This is a genomic window from Streptomyces yokosukanensis (assembly GCF_001514035.1).
Lineage (GTDB): Bacteria > Actinomycetota > Actinomycetes > Streptomycetales > Streptomycetaceae > Streptomyces > Streptomyces yokosukanensis.
Map to the genome: position 1 here is coordinate 39,399 of NZ_KQ948232.1, position 19,713 is coordinate 59,111.

The window sequence follows — 19,713 nt, forward strand, 5'->3', positions numbered from 1 at the left end:
TCACTCCTTCACGGTCATCGGGCGCAGACTGGGGCGGCGTGGAGCGGCCGATTCCTCCGACCACGCTGCGAGCGCGGCCACCGTCGGCAGGTCGAAGATCTTGCGGATGGGGATCTCGATGCCCAGCTCTGCACGGGCGCGGCTGATCAGCCGGGTGGCGAGCAGGGAGTGCCCGCCCAGCTCGAAGAAGCCGTCGTCGATGCCGACCCGGTCCACGTCGAGCACCTCGGCGAACAGGCCGGCCAGGGTCTCCTCGCGGGCGGTGCGGGGAGCCCGGTAGGCGGCGCCGGTGTACTGCGGTTCGGGCAGCGCGGCCCGGTCCAGCTTGCCGTTCGGGGTGAGCGGCAGCCGGTCGAGGACCATGAAGGCGGAGGGCACCATGAAGTCCGGGAGCCGCTGCGAGACGAAGCCGTGCAGTTCCCTCGGCTCCAGGTAGGAGCGGTCGCCGGTCGCCGGGTCGTCGCCGGTGGCGGCGGGCACGACGTACGCGACCAGCTGTTTGCCCGAGCCGCCGCCGCGCCCGTCGCGGGCGATGACGGCGGCCTGCGCGATGCCGGGGTGCGCGGTGAGCGCGGCCTGGACCTCGCCGGGCTCGACGCGGAAGCCGCGCACCTTGACCTGCGCGTCCGAGCGGCCCGCGTACTCCAGCCGGCCCTCGGCGTCGAGGCGAGCCAGGTCACCGGTGCGGTACATGCGCGAGCCGGCCGGGCCGAAGGGGTCGGCGACGAAGCGCTCGGCGGTCAGTCCGGCGCGGCCGTGGTATCCGCGGCCCACCTTCCCCGCGACGTACAGCTCGCCGACCGCGCCCGGCGGCACCGGGGCCAGGCCCGGATCGAGGACGTAGGCCCGCATGTTGCCGAGCGGGGTGCCGACGGGCGCGCTGCCCGCCCGGTCCTGTGTGCCGCCGCGGACGGTGCAGGTGGTGGCGTAGAACGACTCGCTCTGTCCGTAGGCGTTGACGATCCGTACGCCGGGGAAGGCGTCCCGGGTCCTGTCGACGAGCGAGGCGGGCAGGGCCTCGCCGGCGAAGACGACCGTCTCCACGCTGGTGCGGCCCGCTATCTGGTCGACGAGTTCGGCGAAGGCGGAGGGCACGGTGGAGATGACGGCGCCGCTCCAGGCGTCGCGCTCGCCGAGGACCAGGACGTCGCGGACCACTTCGACGACGCCGCCGGTGGCGAGGGTCGTGAAGATCTCGAACGCCGAGACGTCGAAGTTGACCGAGGTGCCCGCGAGGAGCCGCTTGCCCGGCCGCATGCCCACGCGGGAGGCGAGCCCCAGCACGCCGTTGACCACGCATCGGTGGGTGATGGCGACGCCCTTGGGCTTGCCCGTGGAGCCGGAGGTGTACATCACGTACGCCAACCGGTCGGCGTGGAGCGGCAGTTCGGGGACGGTGCCGTCGTCCTCGGACAGGTCGAGCGCGTCGAGGAGGAGGTCCGGGGCGTCGTGCCGCGGCAGCACCGCGACCGTCGTGGAGTCCGTCAGGACGAGGCGCGGCCGTGCCTCCTCGAAGATGGCCTCCAGACGGTGGCTGGGGTACTTGGGGTCGACGGGCAGATAGGCGCCGCCCGCCTTCAGGACCGCGAGCAGCGCGACCACCAGGTCCGCCGACCGCGGCAGCGACACGGCGACCACCGACTCCGGGCCCACCCCGCGTCCGGCCAGTTCGCGCGCGAGGCGGCCCGCCCGGGTGGTCAGCTCGCGGTAGGTGAGCGACTCGCCCTCGGCGACCACGGCGGTCTCGTCCGGGGTGCGCGCCGCCTGTGCCTCGACGAGCCCGTCGATGGTGGCGTCGGCAGTGGGGACGGCCGTGTCGTTGAACTCGGTGAGCAGCCGCTCGCGTTCGGCCGGGTCCAGGACGTCGACCTGGGCGACCTTCAGCTCGGCGGTGGCGGCCAGCTGCCGCAGGACGCGCAGGAGGCGGTCCGCGAGCACCTGGACCGCATCGCGGTCGAAGACGCCCTTCGCGTACTGGAGGAAGAGCGTCAGGTGCGGGTCGACGGCCGCCATCAGGGTCAGCGGGTAGTTGGTGGCCGTGGACGCGCGCAGGCCGGTGAAGGCGATCCCGTCCGCGGCCTCGGTGGCGGCGCTGAGCCCGTCCCGGTCCACCGGGTACGACTCGAAGACGACCAGCGTGTCGAAGAGGGACTGCAGGCCGATGGACTGCTGGATCTCCGTGAGCCCGTAGTGGTGGTGGTCCAGCAGCCCGGCCTGCCGGCTCTGCAGCCGGGTGAGGACCTCGGCGAGGGTGTCGCCGGGCGCGTACTCGACGCGTACGGGCAGGGTGTTGATGAACATCCCGACCATCGAGTCGACGTCCGTCACCGCGGGCGGGCGCCCGGAGACGGTGGCGCCGAACACCACGTCCCCTCGGCCGGTGAGCCGGCCCAGCAGCAGCGCCCAGGCGCCCTGGACCAGGGTGTTGACGGTGACGCCCAGCTCGGTGGCGCGCCGGCCCAGTTCGCGTGCCTCCTCGGGCGGGAGCGCGATGTCGAGCTGGTCGACGCCCTCGTCGCCGACGCCCTCGGAGCCGGGGGCGAGCAGGGTCGGCTCCTCGACCCCGGCCAGCTCGGCCGCCCACACCCGTGCGGACTCCTTCTCGTCCTGCCGGGCGCGCCAGGTCAGGAACTCGCCGAAGTCGCGGGTCGCGGGCAGGCCGGCCGGGTCGCCGCCGGACGCGTAGAGCAGCAGCAGGTCCCGCATCAGCAGGGGCATGGACCAGCCGTCGATCAGCACGTGGTGGGCGGTCATCACGAGTTCGGCGCGGCCGGGTTCGAGGACGGCGAGTGCCAGCCGGATCAGCGGCGGGGCGCCCACGTCGAAGTGGGTGGCCCGGTCCTCGGCGAGGAACCGCTCGAACGTCTCGGTCCGCTCCGCCTCGCCGGCGGCGCTCAGGTCGAGGTGCCGCCAGGGCAGGGCCACCGTCCGGGGCACGACCTGCACCATCTCGCCGTCCGCGCGGTCGGCGAACCCGGCGCGCAGGCCCGCGTGGCGCTTCAGCAGCGCCTGCGCGGCCCGGTGCATCCGCTCCGGGTCGACCTCGCCGGACAGGTGGAACACCAGCTGCATGTGGTAGGCGTCGAAGGAGGATCCGGCCAGCATCGTGTGGAACAACATCCCGGACTGCACCGGTGTCGTCGGCCACACCTGGTCCAGCCTGCCGAACCGGTCCTCCCAGGTGTCGATCTCCTGCTGGCGCACCGGGACCAGGGGCGCGTCGCTCGGGGTCAGCCCGCCGGCGTCGGGGGCCTGGGCGTGGCGGGCCAGGGCGGTCAGCGCCTCGACCCACAGCCCGGCCAGCTCGCTCACCTCGTCGCGGGAGAGCACACCGGTCGGGAAGCTGAAGTAGGCGGTCAGTTCGTCGCCGCCGGGGGCGCTGGTGGCCACCGCGTTGACCTCCAGCGCCGACAGCACCGGCATGTCCGCGTCGGGCGCGGCGATCAGTCCTCGGTGTGCGGTGTCCGGGGCCCAGCCCAGGCCGCGCAGTTCCTCGGGGATGTCCGCGCCGGAGGACCGGCCCAGGTAGTTGAAGCCGATCCGCGGCCGGCGCTCGCCGGCCAGCGCGGCGGCGGTCTGCGGGTTGAGGTGGCGCAGCAGGCCGTAGCCCATGCCGTTGTCCGGCACGGCCCGCAGCTGCTCCTTGACGGTCTTGATGGCCCGTCCGGCGGCGGGACCGCCCGCGAACGCGTCCGCCAGGTCGATGCCGGCCAGGTCCAGCCGCACCGGGAACATCGCCGTGAACCATCCGACGGTGCCCGACAGGTCCGCGCCGGGCACCACGTGTTCCTCCCGGCCGTGCCCCTCCAGCCGCACCAGCGCCGAGGACGCCGCGGGCCCGGTCACGCCGCGCGCCCCGCGCCAGCGCGCCAGCGCCAGTGCCAGCCCGGCCAGCAGCCCGTCGTCGACACCGCCGCGGAACACCGCGGGCACCGTGCTGAGCAAGGTCTCGGTGACGTCTGTCGGCACCTGGACGCGCACCATGTCCACGGTCGACGTGACATCGCGGACGGGGTCCGGTTCCCGTGCTCCCAGCACGAGGTCCTCCGCGCGCAGGATCTCCTGCCACAGGGGCAGTTCCGCCGTCCGGTCGGGGGTGGCCGCCTCGTCGGCCAGCGCGTGCGCCCACCGCCGCAGCGAGGTGCCCGGCCCGGCCGGCTGCGGGGGGAGTCCGCCCTGGATCCGCTGCCAGGCGGACACCAGGTCCGGCACCAGGATCCGCCAGGACACCCCGTCGACGACCAGGTGGTGCAGCACGATCAGCAGCCGGCCCGCATCCGCGCCCGTGTCCGTGTCCGTGTCCGTGTCCGTGTCGGAGGTGAACCACACGAACTGCGCCATGACGCCCGCGTCCGGGTCCAGCCGGTCCGCGGCCGCGTCCAGCTCGGCCTTCACATCGGCGTCTCCGTAAGGGACTTCCCGTACCAGTGCGCCCGCGTCCACGCTGCCGACGGGCTCCATCCACAGGCCCGGCTTCGCCCGGTCGAGCCGGGAACGCAGGACGTCGTGCCGGTCCAGCACGGCCTGGAGCGTCGCGAGCAGCCCCGTACGGTCGATGTCCGCGGGCAGGGTCAGCATCGCGGACATGCAGAACCGGCCGAGGCCACCGCCCAGCGCGAGCACGTGCGCCGCCGTCGGCGTCAGCGGAGCCCAGCCCACGCCGCCGCCCGGCAGTTCGGCCAGGATCACGCGCTCGTCCGCTTCGCGGCCGTCGACCAGTTCCGCGAGCCGGGCGATCGTGCGGTGCTCGAAGATCTCCCGTGTGCTGACCACCACGCCGCGCGTCTTGGCCCGCGCGACGACCTGGATCGACCGGATGCTGTCCCCGCCGCTGGTGAAGAAGTCGTCGTCGACGCCCACCCGTTCGGCGCCGAGGACGTCCGCGAACACATCGGCCAGGGCGCGCTCCGTGTCGCTGCGCGGCGCCCGGTACTCGGCGCCGGCGAACACCGGCTCGGGCAGGGCCGCCCGGTCCAGCTTTCCGTTCGCGGTCAGCGGCAGCTCCCCCAGCACCACGAACAGGGCGGGGACCATGTAGTCCGGCAGCCGCTCGGCCACGAACCGCCGCAGCTCCGCCACCGACACCCTGGCGTCCGGGTCCGTGCCGCCGTCCGCGTGGCCGTCCTGGGTGCCCGCCGGCGCCACATAGCCGACGAGGCGCGTGGTGCCGGTGTGGTCCTCGCACACCGTGACCGCGGCGCGGCCGACCGCGGGATGCCGGGCGAGGACCGTCTCGATCTCGGTCGGCTCGACCCGGATGCCGTTCACCTTCACCTGGGCGTCGGCCCGTCCCGCGTACGTGAGCCGGCCGTCCTCGTCCCAGCGGGCCAGGTCGCCGGTGCGGTACATGCGCGCGCCCGCGGGGCCGAAGGGGCAGGCCACGAACCGCTCCGCGGTCACCGCGGCGTTGCGGTGGTAGCCGCGGGCGAGCAGCCCGCCGACGTAGAGTTCGCCGATCACGCCGGGCGGGACCGGAGTCAGCTCCGGGCCCAGCACATGGGCCTGCATGTTGGCCAGTGGCCGTCCGACCGGTACCGCACCGGTGTCAGCCGGCTGCTGCGGGAGCGTGAACGTGGCCGCGTAGAAGCTCTCGGTCTGTCCGTAGGCGTTGACGACACGGGCTGCGGGCAGGGCTTCACGCACCTTGCGGACGAGATCGGCCGAGAGCGCCTCACCGGCGAAGACGACGGTTTCCACGTCGAGTTCGAGGCCGCCCTCGCCGTCGGTGCCGATCCGGTCGAGCAGCGCGGAGAAGACCGAGGGCACGGCGGAGACCGTGGTCCCCGACCATCTGCCGCGTTCGGCGAGTTCGAGTACGTCACGGACGATCTCGACGCTCGCTCCGCAGGTCAGCGCGGTGAAGATCTCGAACACGGAGACGTCGAAGTTCACCGAGGTCGCGGCGAGCATCCGGGACCCCGCCCCGACCCGCACGATCCGGCGCAGATCCCGTACGCCGTTGACCACAGCGGCGTGGGTGACGGCGACTCCCTTGGGAGTCCCGGTCGACCCCGAGGTGAACATGACATAGGCCAGGTGGTCCGGCTCCAGCCGGACGTCCGGGGCCTTGAGGGCGCGGCCGTCGAGGCTCAGGTCGTTCAGGTGCAGCACCCGCTGCGGGCACTTGGCCACGACCGGCGCCGTCGCGTAGTCGGTCAGCACGAGGGCCGGATCGGCCGTGCCGAGCAGGAGGTCGACCCGCGCGGCCGGGTAGTCGGGGTCGATCGGCAGATAGGCGCCGCCGGCCTTGAGCACGGCGAGGAGCGCGGCCACCAGGTCCGCGGACCGTGGCAGCGCCACGGCGACCAGGACGTCCGGCCCGACACCGCGGTCCCGCAGTGCGGCCGCCAGCCGATCGGCGCGGGCGTCCAGTTCCCGGTACGACCACTCGGTCTCGCCGCACACCACCGCTGTCGCGTCCGGCGTCCGCGTCACCTGGGCGGCGAACAGCTCCGGTACGGTCGCCGCTCGCGCCGGCACCGTCGTGTCGTTCAGCCGGGCCAGCCGGTCCCGCTCGGCGCCCGTGAGCACGTCCACGCCGCCGAGCCGGGTCCCGGGTGCGGCGACCACCTGCCGCAGCACACGGACGTAGCGCTCGACGAGGCTCACGGCCGTCGCGTGGTCGAACAGTTCCGTCGCGTACTCCAGCCGCCCGTACGCGCCCCCGGACGGGGCCGGGACGATGTTGAAGAAGAGGTCGAACTTCGCGGTGCCGGTGCCCGCCGGGAGGGGGGTGACCCGCAGGCCCGGTGTCTCGATCTGCGACCACTCGAACTGCCAGGCCAGCATCACCTGGAACAGCGGCTGGTAGGCGGTGGTGCGTTCGGCGTTCAGCAGCTCCACCAGGCGCTCGAAGGGAACGTCCTGGTTGTCGTAGGCGGCCAGGGCCCGGTCCCGCACCTGGTCCAGCAGATCGCCGAACGAAGGGTTCTTCGACAGGTCGACGCGCAGCACCCAGGTGTTGGCGAAGAACCCGATCAGATCGTCGAGTTGCTCATCGGCGCGCCCCTCGATCGGGCTGCCGATCGTCAGGTCGTTGCCGGCGCCGACGTGGTGCAGGAGCACCGCCAGCACGGCCTGGGCGACCATCGGTGCCGTGGCTCCGTGCTGCGCGGCCAGCTTCCCGATCCCGGCGAGCAGTTCCGCGTCCAGCTCGAAGTCGACGTGTCCGCCGTCGTGGCCGGCCGCCGTCGGCCGCGGCCGGTCCAGCGGCAGCTGCACCGGCTGCGGCACCCCGGCCAGTTCGTCGCGCCAGTGCTCCAGCTGCGCGGCGGCGACGCTCTCGGGGTCCTCTTCGTCGCCCAGCAGCTGCCGCTGCCACAGCGTGTAGTCCTTGTACTGCACCGCGAGCGGGGCCCACTGCGGCGCGGCTCCCTGGTGGCGGGCCGAGTACGCCGTCAGCAGATCCCGCATGAACGGCGCCATCGACGCCCCGTCCGCGGCGATGTGGTGGAACACGAACACCAGCACGTGCTCCTGCGGGGAGATCCTGACCACGGTGGTGCGCAGGGGGAGTTCCGTGTCCAGGTCGAAGCCCTCGCGCGCGGCCTCGTGCATCGCGGCGTCCACCGCGTCCGCGGCCACGTCGACCACCCGGAACTGCAATACCGCCTCTTCGGGAGGCAGGATCCGCTGCTCCGGCGTGCCGTCCGCGTTCTCGACGACGAGCGTGCGCAGGCTCTCGTGCCGGGTGACGACGTCCGTCACCGCCGCGGCCAGGGCCGCCGTGTCCAGCAGCCCCTCCAGGCGCAGCACGAACGGGATGTTGTAGGTCGCGGACGGGCCTTCCAGACGGTGGAGGAACCACAGCCGACGCTGAGCGAAGGACAACGGGATCATCGACGTACTCCTACACGTTCATCGGGCGCAGTTGGGGGCGGTTCGACGTGGCGAGCTTCTCGATCCGCGCCGCCAGCTGGGCGACGGTCGGACTGCGGAACACCGTGGTGACCTTCACGTCGACGTTCAGCTCGGTGCGTATGCGGCCGATCAGCCGGGTGGCCAGCAGCGAATGCCCACCGTGGTCGAAGAAGTCGACGTCGATGCCGACCTCCTCCACCCCGAGCAGCTCCGCGAACAGCCGGCACAGGACTTCCTCGTTGCGGTTGCGCGGTCCTCGCCCGGTCACGGCCTCGGTGCGGTCCGGGGCGGGCAGCGCCTTGCGGTCGAGCTTCCCGCTCGGTGTCGTCGGGAACTCGGCGAGCGGCACGACGGCCGAGGGGACCATGTACTCCGGCAGGTGCTCGCGGACCAGGTCCGTCAGGGCCGCGGGATCCGGCGTCGTGCCCGCCTTGCCGTCGCCCGGCACCACGTACGCGACCAGGCGCTGGTCGTCGGGGCGGTCCTCCCGCACCACGACCACGGCGGCGCCTACGTCCGGGTGCCCGGCCAGCGCCTGCTCGATCTCGCCCAGTTCGATGCGGAAGCCGCGGACCTTGACCTGGAAGTCGGACCGCCCGATGTACTCGACCTGGCCGTCCTCGCTCCACCGCACGACGTCGCCGGTGCGGTACATCCGGGTGCCCGGCTCGCCGAAGGGGCAGGCGACGAACCGGTTCGCGGTCAGCCCCGGCTGTCCCAGATAGCCCCTGGCGAGCCCGGTGCCGGCCAGGTACAGCTCACCGGTGACCCCGGTCGCGACCGGGCGCAGCGCCGCGTCCAGCACGTACACCTGGGTGTTCCACACCGGTCGCCCGATCGGCACCCGGTCCGCGCCCGGCACGTGCTGCCACGCCGTGACCTCGACCGACGCCTCGGTGGGCCCGTAGAGGTTGTGCACCCCGCAGCCCGGCAGGACCTCGACGGCCCTGTTGGCCAGCGCGGGCGGGAACGCCTCCCCCGCGACCTCGATCCAGCGCAGGCTCGTGCACTCCTTGGCGAGGGGCTCGGCGACGAACGCCTCCAGCAGGGAGGGCACGAAGTCGGCGCCGGTCACCCGCTCGCGCCGGACCAGTTCGGCGAGGTAGGACGGATCCCGGCGGCCGTCCGGACGCGCGATCACGACGGCGGCTCCGACCTGCAGCGGCGCGAACAGCTCCGGCACCGACACGTCGAAGCTCGCCGTCGTGCTCAGCAGCACCCGGTCCTCGGCACCGACGTCGAAGTGCGCGAGGCCCCATGCGAGCCGGTTCATGATGGAGCGGTGCGCCACCTGCACGCCCTTGGGGCCGCCGGTGGAGCCGGAGGTGTAGATGACGTACGCCAGGTTGTCCGGGGACAGCGAGCGCTCCGGGTTCGTCTGCGCGTGCCCGGACACGTCGGGGAGTGCTCCGTCGAGCACGAGCAGCGGCTTCGCGCTGTCCAGCACGTGCCGCACCCGGTCCTCGGGCAGCTCGGGGTCGATCGGCAGGTAGGCCGCGCCGGACTTCACCACCGCGTAGATCGCCACCATCAGCTCGACGGAACGGGGGATGCGCACGGCGACCAGCCGCTCGGGGCCCGCCCCCTGCTCGACCAGCCAGTGCGCCAGCCGGTTGGCACGCCGGTTGAACTCGCCGTAGGTCAGCGTCTCCTGCTCGCCGATCAGCGCCACCTTGTCGGGGTCGCGTTCCACCTGGGCCTCGAACGCGCCCGGCAGGGTGTCCGCGGCCACCGGGTGCGCCGTGTCGTTGACGCCCCGCAGCAGCCGGTCCCGCTCGTGCGCCGACAGCACGTCCATGGCGCCGACGGGCGTCGTCGGGTCCTCCAGCACCTGCTCCAGCACCCGCACGAGCCGGGCGGCGATCGCCTCGGCGGCGTCGCGGTCGTAGAGGTTGTTCTGGTAGTCGAGGGAGAGCCGCAGGTAGGGGTCGGAGGAGTTGAGGGTGAGCGGGTAGTGCGAGCCGGCGAAGGGCCGGATGGCGTCGATCGTGAAGCCCGCGGAGGTGTTCGCCCAGGCGATGCCCTCGCGGTCGATCGGGTAGTTCTCGAACACGACGATCGTGTCGAACAGGGCGGGCAGCCCGACGCCGCGCTGGATGTCGGCCAGCCCGTAGTAGTGGTGGTCGAGGAGCGCGATCTGCCGGTTCTGCAGTTCGGTGACGACGTCGCCCACGCTCTGGTCCGGCCGGCAGAACACCCTGGTCGGCAGGGTGTTGATGAACAGGCCGACCATCTCCTGGGAACCGGCCAGGTCCGCCGGGCGACCGTTGACGGCGGCGCCGAAGACCACGTCCTGCCGGCCGGTCAGCTTCGAGAGGAGGATCGCCCACGCGCCTTGCAGGAGCGTGTTCAGCGTGATGCCGAGCTCCGCGGCGCGCCGGGCGAGTTCGCGGCCCTTGTCGATCGACAGCGGTACCTCGACGCGCCCGAGGGAGGACGCCTCCCCCGTCGGCGTGATGTCCGCGGCCATCAGGGTCGGCTGGTCGAATCCGGCCAGCTCGTCCTTCCACCGGGCGGCCGACGCCTCGCGGTCCTGCGTGGACAGCCAGGTCAGGTAGTCGCCGTAGCTGCGGACCGGAGCGAGGGTGCCGGCCTTGGCGTACAGCTGGATCAGGTCCTTGATCACCAGCGGTGAGGACCAGCCGTCGAACAGGGTGTGATGCGCCGTGATGACGAGTTTCGCCGCTTGCGGCCCGCAGGTGAGCAGCGCCAGTCGGATCAGCGGCGGCCGGGTGGGGTCGAGCTGGTCGGCGCGGTCCTCGGCGAGGGTACGGTCGAGCGCCGCGTCCTGCTCGGCCGCGCCCCGGCCGGTGAGGTCGATGTGCCGCCAGGGCAGGGCGACGTGCTCCGCGACGACCTGTACCGGGTCGCCGCCGGCCGCGGTGAGGAACGCCGAGCGCAGGTTCGGGTACCGCTCCAGGAGGGCCTGCCCGGCCGACCGCATGCGCGCCGGGTCCACAGGGCCGGTCAGGTGCAGCACGAACTGCATGTGGTAGACGTCGAAGGTGCCGTCGGCGAGCGCCGCCTGGAACTGGATGCCGGACTGCCCCGGGGCCTGCGGCCACACCTCGACCAGTCGGCCCCAGCGCTCCTCCCAGGTCTCGATCTCGTCCTGCCGCACCGAGACCAGGGGGGCGTCCGCGGGGGTGAGCCCGCCGGTCCCCGGGTGTGCGGCGTGCGCGGCCATGCCGTGCAGCACCTCGACCCACAGCTCGGCCAGTTCCCGGGTCCGCTCGCGGGACAGCACTCCGGTGGGGAACATGAAGGCCGCCTGCAGCCGGGTGCCGTCGGCGCTGTCCGTGGCGACCGAGTTGACCTCCAGCGCGGACAGCGCGGGCAGGTCCGGGTCGGGCGCCGCGATCAGCTCGGCGGACCAGGACGCCGGTCCCCAGCCGTGCGCACGCAGGTGCTCGGGCACATCGGCGTCGGAGATCCGGCCGAGGTAGTTGAACCCGATCTGCGGCACCGGGTACTCGGCGAGCTGCTCGGCGGTCTCCGGGTTCAGCCGGCGCAGCAGTCCGTACCCCATGCCCTTGTCCGGGACACCGCGCAGCTGCTCCTTGACCAGCTTGACCGCCTTCCCGGCCGCGGGGCCGCCGGCCAGCACGTCGGCGAGGTCCACCCCCTGTACGTCGATCCGGGCCGGATACATGCTGGTGAACCACCCGACGGTCCGGGAGAGGTCGGCCCCGGGGACGACGTCCTCCTCGCGGCCGTGGCCCTCCAGCCGGACCAGGGCCTGGCCGTCCGCGCCGCGCCACCGGTTCACCGCGAGGGCGAGAGCTGCGAGCAGCACGTCGGTCGCGGTGCCCTTGAACGCCGCGGGAAGCCTGGTCAGCACCGCCTCGGTGACCTCGGCGGGCAGCTCCACGCGCACGGTGTCGACCGTGGACCACACGTCCACCGCCGGGTCGAACGGCCGTGCGCCCAGCGGGGGGTTCGGCGTCTCGAGCACGTCCTGCCAGTACGCCAGTTCCGCTTCCCGCCGCGGGGAGAACGCCTCGTCCTCCAGGGCCGAGGCCCAGCGGCGGGCCGAGGTGCCGACCGCGGGCAGCTCGGGCGCGTTGCCGGAGCGGATCTGCTGCCACGCCTCGGCCAGATCCGACATGAGGATGCGCCAGGAGACACCGTCCACCACCAGGTGGTGCAGCACCACGAGCAGCCGGCCCTCGCCCGACTCCGCGGCGAACCAGACGAAGTCCGCCATGGTCCCGGCCTCCGGGTCCAGTCGCCCGGTCGCCGCGTCCAGCTCCGCCCTCGCCGCGACGAGCGAGGACGGCTCCTGCCACCGGCCGTCGCAGTCCACCCGGCGGATCAGGTCCGCGGCCCGCACGGTGCCCTGCTCCCGCACGAGAAGGGAGGGTTCGTCGCTGCGCACCAGCTGCGCGCGCAGGAGGTCGTGCCGGTCGAGCACGGCGTCCAGCGTCGCGGCCAGCCCGCTCGCGTCGATGCCGACGGGCAGCTCCAGCACCATCGACATGGCGAACCGGTCGGTCCCGCCGCCGTGCTCGAACACATGCCGTGCCACCGGCTGCAGCGGCATCGGGCCGACGCCGCCGCCCTCGTCCTCCGCGAGCGCGGGCACCCGCTCCCGGCGGGCGGAGGCCACCTCGGCCAGCCGGGCCGCCGTGCGGCACTCGAAGATCTCCCGCGTGCCGAGCTCCAGGCCCCGGGCCCGGGCCCGCGCCACGACCTGGATGGAGCGCAGGCTGTCCCCGCCCACCGCGAAGAAGTCGTCGTCGACGCCGACCCGCTCCACGCCGAGCACATCCGCGTACGCCGCGGTGATGATCTTCTCCGCCTCGGTGCGCGGCTCCCGGTAGGCCTCGCCCAGGAACTCCGGTTCGGGCAGCGCCGAGCGGTCCAGCTTGCCGGTCGGCCCGAGCGGCAGCCGGCCGACGGCCACGAAGGCCGACGGCACCATGTAGTCGGGCAGCCGTGCCGCGACGAACTTGCGCAGCTCGGCGGCCGAGGCGCCGGACTGCACATCGACGTCGCCGATGCCGCCGGCGCCGTCGTCGCCGACGGCTCCCTCGCCGGTGTGCACGACGTACGCGACGAGCCGCCGACCGCCCGAGGGCACCTCCCGGCTGATCACCACGGCCTCGCTGATGCCGGGGTGCGCGGTGAGCGCGGCCTCGACCTCGGCCGTCTCGATGCGGAAGCCGCGCACCTTCACCTGGCCGTCGCCGCGGCCGACGCACTCCAGCTGCCCCCGCGCGTTCCAGCGGGCCAGGTCGCCGGTGCGGTACATCCGCTCGCCGGCGGGGCCGAAGGGGCTCGCCACATAGCGCTCGGCGGTCAGGCCCGGGCGGCCGTGGTAGCCGCGGCCGAGGCAGGTGCCGACCACGTACAGCTCGCCGATCACGCCCTGCGGCACCGGGGCGAGTCCCGGGCCCAGCACATAGGCCCGCATGTTGCCCAGCGGGGTGCCGATGGGCGCGACGTCGCTCTCCGTCCACTCCTCGGACGCCGCGAGGGAGAACGTGGTGGCGTAGAAACTCTCGCTCTGCCCGTAGGAGTTGACGATCTGCACCCCGGGCAGGGCCTCACGCACCTGCCGCACCAGCCGGCCCGGGAGCACATCGCCCGCGAACACGACCGTACGCACGTCGGGCGCCTTGTGCAGCTGGCCCACCAGTTCGCCGAGGACCGAGGGGACGCCGCTGATCACATGGCCGTCCCAGCCGTCCCGCTCGGCCAGGGCCAGCGCGTTCGGCACGACCTCGGCCGTGCCGCCGGTGGACAGGGTGGTCAGCAGCTCGAAGACCGAGACGTCGAAGTTCACCGAGGTGCCGGCCAGCATCCGCCACCCGGGGGGCGCGTCGAGGACGCGGACCAGTTCCCGTACGCCGCCCACGACACCGCGGTGGGTGATCGTCGCGCCCTTCGGCTTGCCCGTGGAGCCGGAGGTGTACATCACGTACGCCAGGTTGTCCGGGCCGAGCGGCGCGATCCGGTCCGCGTCGGCCGGCGCTCCCTCGGGCGAGTCCCAGTCCGCGCGGTGGTCGAGGTTGACGGCCGTCATGTCGCCCTGCGGCAGGTCCTGCCAGGTGGCGGTGTCGGTGACCGCGAAACGCGGGCGTGCCTCGGACAGCACGCTCTCGGCCCGTCCGGCCAGATACTGCGGGTCCATCGGCAGGTACCCGGCACCGGACTTGAGGATGCCGAGCAGGCCGGCCACCAGGTCCTCCGTGCGCGGCAGCGCCAGCACCACCAGGTCCTCCGGACCGGCACCGCGCCGGACCAGCTCCCACGCGACGCCGTTCGCCCGGTCGTCCAGCTCCCGGTAGGTGAGGGTCCGCCCGTCGCACTCGATCGCCGGGGCGTCCGGCGTCCTTGCGACCTGGCTCTCGAACAGCTCCGGGACCGTCAGCTCGTTCGCCGCGGCGGCGGTGTCGTCGAACGGGGAGAGCAGCAGGTCCCGTTCGGCCGCGTCGAGCACGTCGATGCCGTCGATGCCGCGTCCCGAGTCGGCCACGAGCCGGCCGAGCACGCGTACGAACCGGCGCGCGAGGCCCTCGACCGTGTCCCTGTCGAACAGGTCGGTGGCGTACTCCAGGCGGACCCCCGCGCCACCGGAGCCGTCCGGGATCATGTTGAAGAACAGGTCGAACTTGGCCGTCTTCGTCTCCAGCGTCTCGGACTCGACGTCGAGGCCGGCGAACTCCAGCTCCCCGAGGGGCTCCTGCCAGGCGAGCATCACCTGGAAGAACGGGTGGTAGGCGGTGGACCGGTCCGGGTTCAGCAGCTCCACCAGCCGCTCGAACGGCATGTCCTGGTTGTCGTACGCGCCCAGGGACCGGTCCCGCACCCGCTCCAGCAGCTCCAGGAACGTCGGGTTCCCGGAGAGGTCGACGCGCAGCACCCAGGTGTTGACGAAGAACCCGACGAGGTCGCGCAGTTCCTCGTCGGTGCGGCCCGCTATCGGCGCGCCGATGGGTACGTCGTCGCCGCACCCGAGGTGGCGCAGGAGCACCGCCAGCGCCGCGTGCATGACCATCGACACCGTGGTGTCCCGTTCCGCGGCCAGCCGCTCCACGGCCCCGAGCAGGTCGGCGGGGACCGGGAAGCGGACCAGGTCGCCGCGGGGGCTCATCGCCCTCGGGCGCGGGCGGTCCGTCGGCAGCGCCAGCGGCTGCGGCAGGTCGGCCAACGCCTCGCGCCAGTACGCCAGTTGCCTGGCCGCCACACTCTGCGGATCGGACTCGTCGCCGAGCACGTCCTGCTGCCACAGCGTGTAGTCCGCGTACTGCACCGGGAGCGGCTCCCACACCGGTGCCGTGCCCGCCCCGCGGGCCGAGTACGCCACGGTGAGATCGCGCAGCAGCGGCCCGAGGGACTCCCCGTCCAGGGCGATGTGGTGCACGACGAGGACGAGGGTGTGCTCGCGCGGTCCGGTCCGCACCAGCCTCGCGCGGATCGGCACGTCGGCGGCCAGGTCGAAGGTCTCCTTGGCCACCTCCCGGGCCGCCGCCGCCCGCTCCTCGGGCGCGACCTCGACGACCGGCAGGTCGAAGGGCGTGTCGTCGGACGGCAGCACCTGCTGGTGCGGGACTCCGTCGCCGTCCTCGACGATCACCGTGCGCAGGACCTCGTGCCTGTCGATGACATCGCGGAGCGCCGAACGGAGCGCGCCCGCGTTCAGCTCACCGGTCAGCCGCAGGGCGAAGGCGCCGTTGTAGGTCGGCGAGGGGCCTTCGAACCGGTCCACGAACCACAGCCGACGCTGCGCGAACGACAACGGGATCATTGTGTCTCCAAATCGGCGAAAACCAGGGAGCAGGTCGTCACTCAGCTCTGGTCGAGCAGGGTCAAGAGTTCGTCGTTGTAGAAGTCGTCGATGGAGCACGCCCCCGACAGCGTCGAGAAGTACCGGTCGATGTGCTCCTGGTGGCCGACCAGTTTCCGCAGCATCTCGGTCCGCCCCTCGGGCTTGAGCTCGGCCACGTTGAGGGCGCCCTGGTAGTGGCTGAGCGCCTCGCCGCCCAGGTCGTTCTCGTAGCGCCGCAGCGCCTTCTCCAGCGCGGCGTCGTCGTGCAGCCGCTCCCCGACGCGGTCGGTGAGCGACTGGGCCTGGACGAAGGCCTCGGTGATGCCCCGGGCGGTGATGGAGTCCTTGTGGTTCACCGCGTCGCCGACCAGCACCCACCCGGGACCGTAGGCCTTGCGGAAGTAGTTCTCCTGGTGGCCGGTGCCGTACAGCTGCTCCACGCGCCGGCCCGCCCGCATCCGCTCGTACACGTCGGGCGCCGTCGTGCGGAAGGCCTCGAGGTAGGCGGGTTCCACGTCCTTGCGGACCAGGTTGTAGTCGTCCTGCGGGAAGTAGGCCATGAGCAGGGTGAGATCGTCGTTGGTGGGGATGACACCGATCCAGCGGCCCGGCCGGTCGTACAGCTCGAAGTGCGAGGGCACGTCGGCCCAGTAGCTGTAGTAGGTGGTGGTCATCCGCGGGTGCTCGATGACGTTCGGCGCGCCGACCTTGCGGGCCACCAGCGAGCGCATGCCGTCCGCGCCGACGACGAGGCGCGCCCGCTCGCTCGCCTCGGCGCCGCCGGGCGTCGTGTACCGCACCCCGACGACCCGGTCGTCCTCCCACAGCAGGTCCTTCACCGCGCAGCCCTGCCGGAACTCCACGCCGGCCGCCACGGCGCCCTCCGCGAGCAGCGGGTCGAGTACGTAGCGCCGCGGTGCGTAGGTGTACGTGAGGCCGTCCATCGGCAGGGAGAAGCCGTCGATGCGGACACCGGGCCCCTCGTAGCTCTGGTGGGTGATGGGCCGGCAGCCCGCGGCGCGGAACTTGTCGAGCAGGCCCCACCGGTTGAGCAGCGACATGCCCTGCATGTGGATGTAGTGCGAGGACAGCGTGTCCTGCGGGAACCGTGCTTTCTCCAGGAGCAGGACGCGATAGCCCTGCCGTGCGAATAGCATGGCCGTCGGCGAACCCGCGCAACGGGCACCTATGACAATCACGTCGTACATGGCGCCTCTCTTACCAGATAGGTGTTCTGACCCAACGCGGCCGCAACCGGAAAACCCATTGCGCTACGGGGCCACGGTCCTGAGGGACTCGATGTACGCGGAGATCGACGCCACCGTCGTGTTGAGGAACAGCTGGTCCATCGGGACCTCGACGCCCAGTTCCTCGATGAATGCACCCTGAATCCTGATCATGATCAGAGAGTTGCCGCCGAGGGCGAAGAAATCATCGTCGACCGATATCTCTTCGCGCTGGAATTCCCGGCACCAAATGGCGCGCACGCTGTCGGCGATCATCATGTTCCTCCCGGTTGTCATCAAGGTCCGTCGGCTATGACGCCGTGCCGCTGTCGGCGTACCGGTTCCGGTGTGCATCGACCAGCGCGGCGCGGTCGACCTTTCCGTGCGGGCTCAGCGGAATGCGCGGGACGTTCAGGAACCTGGCCGGCACCATGTTCCGCGGCAGCGTCCGAAGGAGGCGGGAACGCAGGTCGTCCTCGGCGAGGTCGTCTCCCGCCGGGACGACGAACGCGGTCAGCTCGGCCTCGCCGGAGTCGGTGGACGTGATCGCGACGGCGGCCTCCCGGATCCCGGTCAGCCTGCCGAGCGCGCGCTCGATGTCGGTGGGGTCGATGCGCATGCCCCGCACCTTCACCTGCGCGTCGATCCGGCCGAGGACGACGAGTTCACCGGCCTCGCTCACATAGCCGCGGTCGCCCGTGCGGTACAGCCTGCGCGGCTCCCCGTCGACCTCGATCGTCGTGAACTTCCGGTTCTCGGGGCCCGTGTTGAGGTAGCCCGCGCCGACGCCGGCCCCGGCGATGCAGATCTCACCCGGCTCCCCCGGCGCGACACCGCGCAGGTTCTCGTCGAGGAGGTGGATGTCGGTGTTGTAGGCCGGCCTGCCGACCGGCGGGATGTCCTGCTCGCCGGGGCGGTGGCCGGCGAGGTCGTACGACGTCGCGACGTCCGTGCACTCGGCCACGCCGTACTGGTGCAGCAGGGTGCAGGTGTTGCCCTCGCGCCGCGCCCAGTCCGTGAGCCGCTCGACCTTCAGGGCCTCACCGCCGAAGAGCACGTAGTCGAGGCGGGTGAGCGCGTCACCGCCGCGTGCCGTCTCCCAGTCCACCAGCAGGTACAGCGTGCTGGAGGCGCAGTGCACCACGCGGATGTCGTGCTCGTTCAGCATGCGGTAGGCCAGCATGGCGTCGAAGTTGCGGCTCGCCATCAGGTGCTGGGTGGCGCCGCAGAACAGCGGTGTCATCAGGGCGCGCTGGGAGAGGTCGAAGCCGAACGCGCTGACGACCAGGTTGTGCGATCCGCGGTGCAGGCCGTACTCGAGCTGCAGCCAGTTCATCAGGTTGAACCAGCCCTCGTGCCGCACCGCGGTCAGCTTCGGCGTACCGGTCGACCCGGAGGTGAAGACCGCGTAGCACACGTCGTCCCCGGTGACGCGGACGTCGGGAGGGGTCGCCGGGAGATCCGCCAGGTGGTCGCAGAGCCGCTCCAGTTCGACGACCTCGACGGCCGCCGACTCGACCAGAGCGGCCGTCGCCGGGGAGGCCACGATCAGGGCGAGATCGGGCACCTGGCCCAGCAGCAGCTGGAGCCTCGCCGACGGGTAGGCCGGGTCGAAGGGTACGTAGGCCGCGCCCGCCTTCAGCGTGCCGAGAACGGCGACGAGCATGTCGACCGAGTAGTCGAGGCAGACGCCGACCTTCGCGCCGGGGCCGTGTCCGCACGTGGCGAGGAAGTGCGCGAAGCGGTTCGCCTTCGCGTCCAGTTGCGCGTACGTCACCCGCTCACCGGCGCAGACGACGGCGACGGCGTCGGGGGTGGCCGCCACATGTGCCTCGAACTGCCGGTGAACGACGGGCGCCGAGGGCAGGGCGACCCGCTTTCCCTGAAGGATCATCAACTGACTCCGATGTGAGAGGTGCGGGGTGCCTCGATCGGCGGTGCGCCTTGCGGCCGTGCGCCTCAAGGGCGTGCTGCCCCGATCGGCGGCACACCACCGGGCCGTGCGCCTCAAGGCGGTGTCCTGATCGGCAGCGCCTCAGGCGATGCGCCGATCCGCGGTGTCGAGCATCCGGGTCACCCACTTGTCGACGGGCAGACCGTGCGCGGCAGCCGCTTTCGAGTAGTACTCCAGCTGGCCGGCGGACAGTTCGATGGTGAGCGTAGTGACCTTCTGTCGGCGCTTCTCCGCGGCCGCCGACGTGGCCAGCCGCGGTACCTCCTGCTTCTCGTCGCCACTGCCCGGGGGGATCTCGGCGGTGTCGCTCTGCACGGCCAGGCTGGCCCGGACCGCCCTACGCAGTTCGTTGCGCGACCACTTCTGCTGTTCGGCCTTGCGCAGCCAGTAGTCCTGCTCCGGTGGCGCGAGGCGGGCCACCTCGGCGTGGTGGGCGAAGCTGAGGCCGTCCCGCCTGCGGTGGTGCTCGAACCGCCGGGCCACCCAGGCGTAGTTGCGCAGCGTCTGGTAGTCGAGCCCCGTCCGCTCGATCGCCTCCTTGTACCGCCGCCACCCGTAGGTGGTCTCCCCGTAGATCAGCCAGTCGGCGAGCCACCACGCCGAGGAGTTCACCAGCTCGCGCAGGTTGGTGCCGATCCGCTCCCAGGACCGCTCCGGCAGGTTCTGCGGGAAGACCATCCCCGACTTCCGCACCGTGGCCTGTGTCCCGACGAAGGACAGCACCACATCGCGCTGCGCGGGCTCACCACTGTTGCCGACCGGCCTCGCCTTGTATCCGCTCGCAGTTCTCACAGCCCCCGTCACAAACCTTCATCTCCCAACTCAGAGCGTTTCCCCGGGCGCGGACCGATCTGTCGACCGGGCACCCGGGCAGCGAACACTGTCGTTCCACTTCGGCC

At 72.3% G+C, this 19,713-nt stretch carries 6 protein-coding genes; all 6 read right to left on the bottom strand.

Annotation, left to right across the window (positions count from 1 at the left end; translation table 11 throughout):
* Positions 1 to 7,839, bottom strand: coding sequence for a non-ribosomal peptide synthetase (locus AQI95_RS40395; RefSeq protein WP_067135915.1), 7,839 nt, complete (start codon positions 7,837 to 7,839; stop codon positions 1 to 3).
* A gap of 10 nt (positions 7,840 to 7,849) precedes the next feature.
* A complete protein-coding gene (locus AQI95_RS40400; RefSeq protein ID WP_067135917.1) occupies positions 7,850 to 15,613 on the bottom strand; it encodes a non-ribosomal peptide synthetase in 7,764 nt (2,587 codons plus the stop codon).
* Between the two features lie 41 nt (positions 15,614 to 15,654).
* Positions 15,655 to 16,842 (bottom strand): NAD(P)/FAD-dependent oxidoreductase, encoded by a 1,188-nt coding sequence (locus AQI95_RS40405; RefSeq protein WP_067135919.1) that lies wholly within the window; start codon positions 16,840 to 16,842, stop codon positions 15,655 to 15,657.
* A 63-nt stretch (positions 16,843 to 16,905) separates the two neighbouring features.
* Entirely contained in the window at positions 16,906 to 17,139 is a 234-nt protein-coding gene (locus AQI95_RS40410; protein ID WP_079071867.1) for an acyl carrier protein, read from the bottom strand.
* Between the two features lie 31 nt (positions 17,140 to 17,170).
* The gene (locus tag AQI95_RS40415) at positions 17,171 to 18,754 is read right to left on the bottom strand and encodes an amino acid adenylation domain-containing protein (RefSeq protein WP_067135921.1); all 1,584 of its coding nucleotides are present in this window, start codon (positions 18,752 to 18,754) and stop codon (positions 17,171 to 17,173) included.
* A 141-nt stretch (positions 18,755 to 18,895) separates the two neighbouring features.
* Positions 18,896 to 19,606, bottom strand: coding sequence for an LmbU family transcriptional regulator (locus AQI95_RS40420; protein WP_067135927.1), 711 nt, complete (start codon positions 19,604 to 19,606; stop codon positions 18,896 to 18,898).
* Between the last annotated feature and the right edge of the window lie 107 nt (positions 19,607 to 19,713).

Bases quoted from the DNA above. Each gene is read 5' to 3' on its own strand.
- AQI95_RS40410 (WP_079071867.1), bottom strand. From the start codon at position 17,139: ATGATGATCGCCGACAGCGTGCGCGCCATTTGGTGCCGGGAATTCCAG.
- AQI95_RS40395 (WP_067135915.1), bottom strand. From the start codon at position 7,839: ATGATCCCGTTGTCCTTCGCTCAGCGTCGGCTGTGGTTCCTCCACCGT.
- AQI95_RS40415 (WP_067135921.1), bottom strand. From the start codon at position 18,754: ATGATCCTTCAGGGAAAGCGGGTCGCCCTGCCCTCGGCGCCCGTCGTT.
- AQI95_RS40400 (WP_067135917.1), bottom strand. From the start codon at position 15,613: ATGATCCCGTTGTCGTTCGCGCAGCGTCGGCTGTGGTTCGTGGACCGG.
- AQI95_RS40405 (WP_067135919.1), bottom strand. From the start codon at position 16,842: ATGTACGACGTGATTGTCATAGGTGCCCGTTGCGCGGGTTCGCCGACG.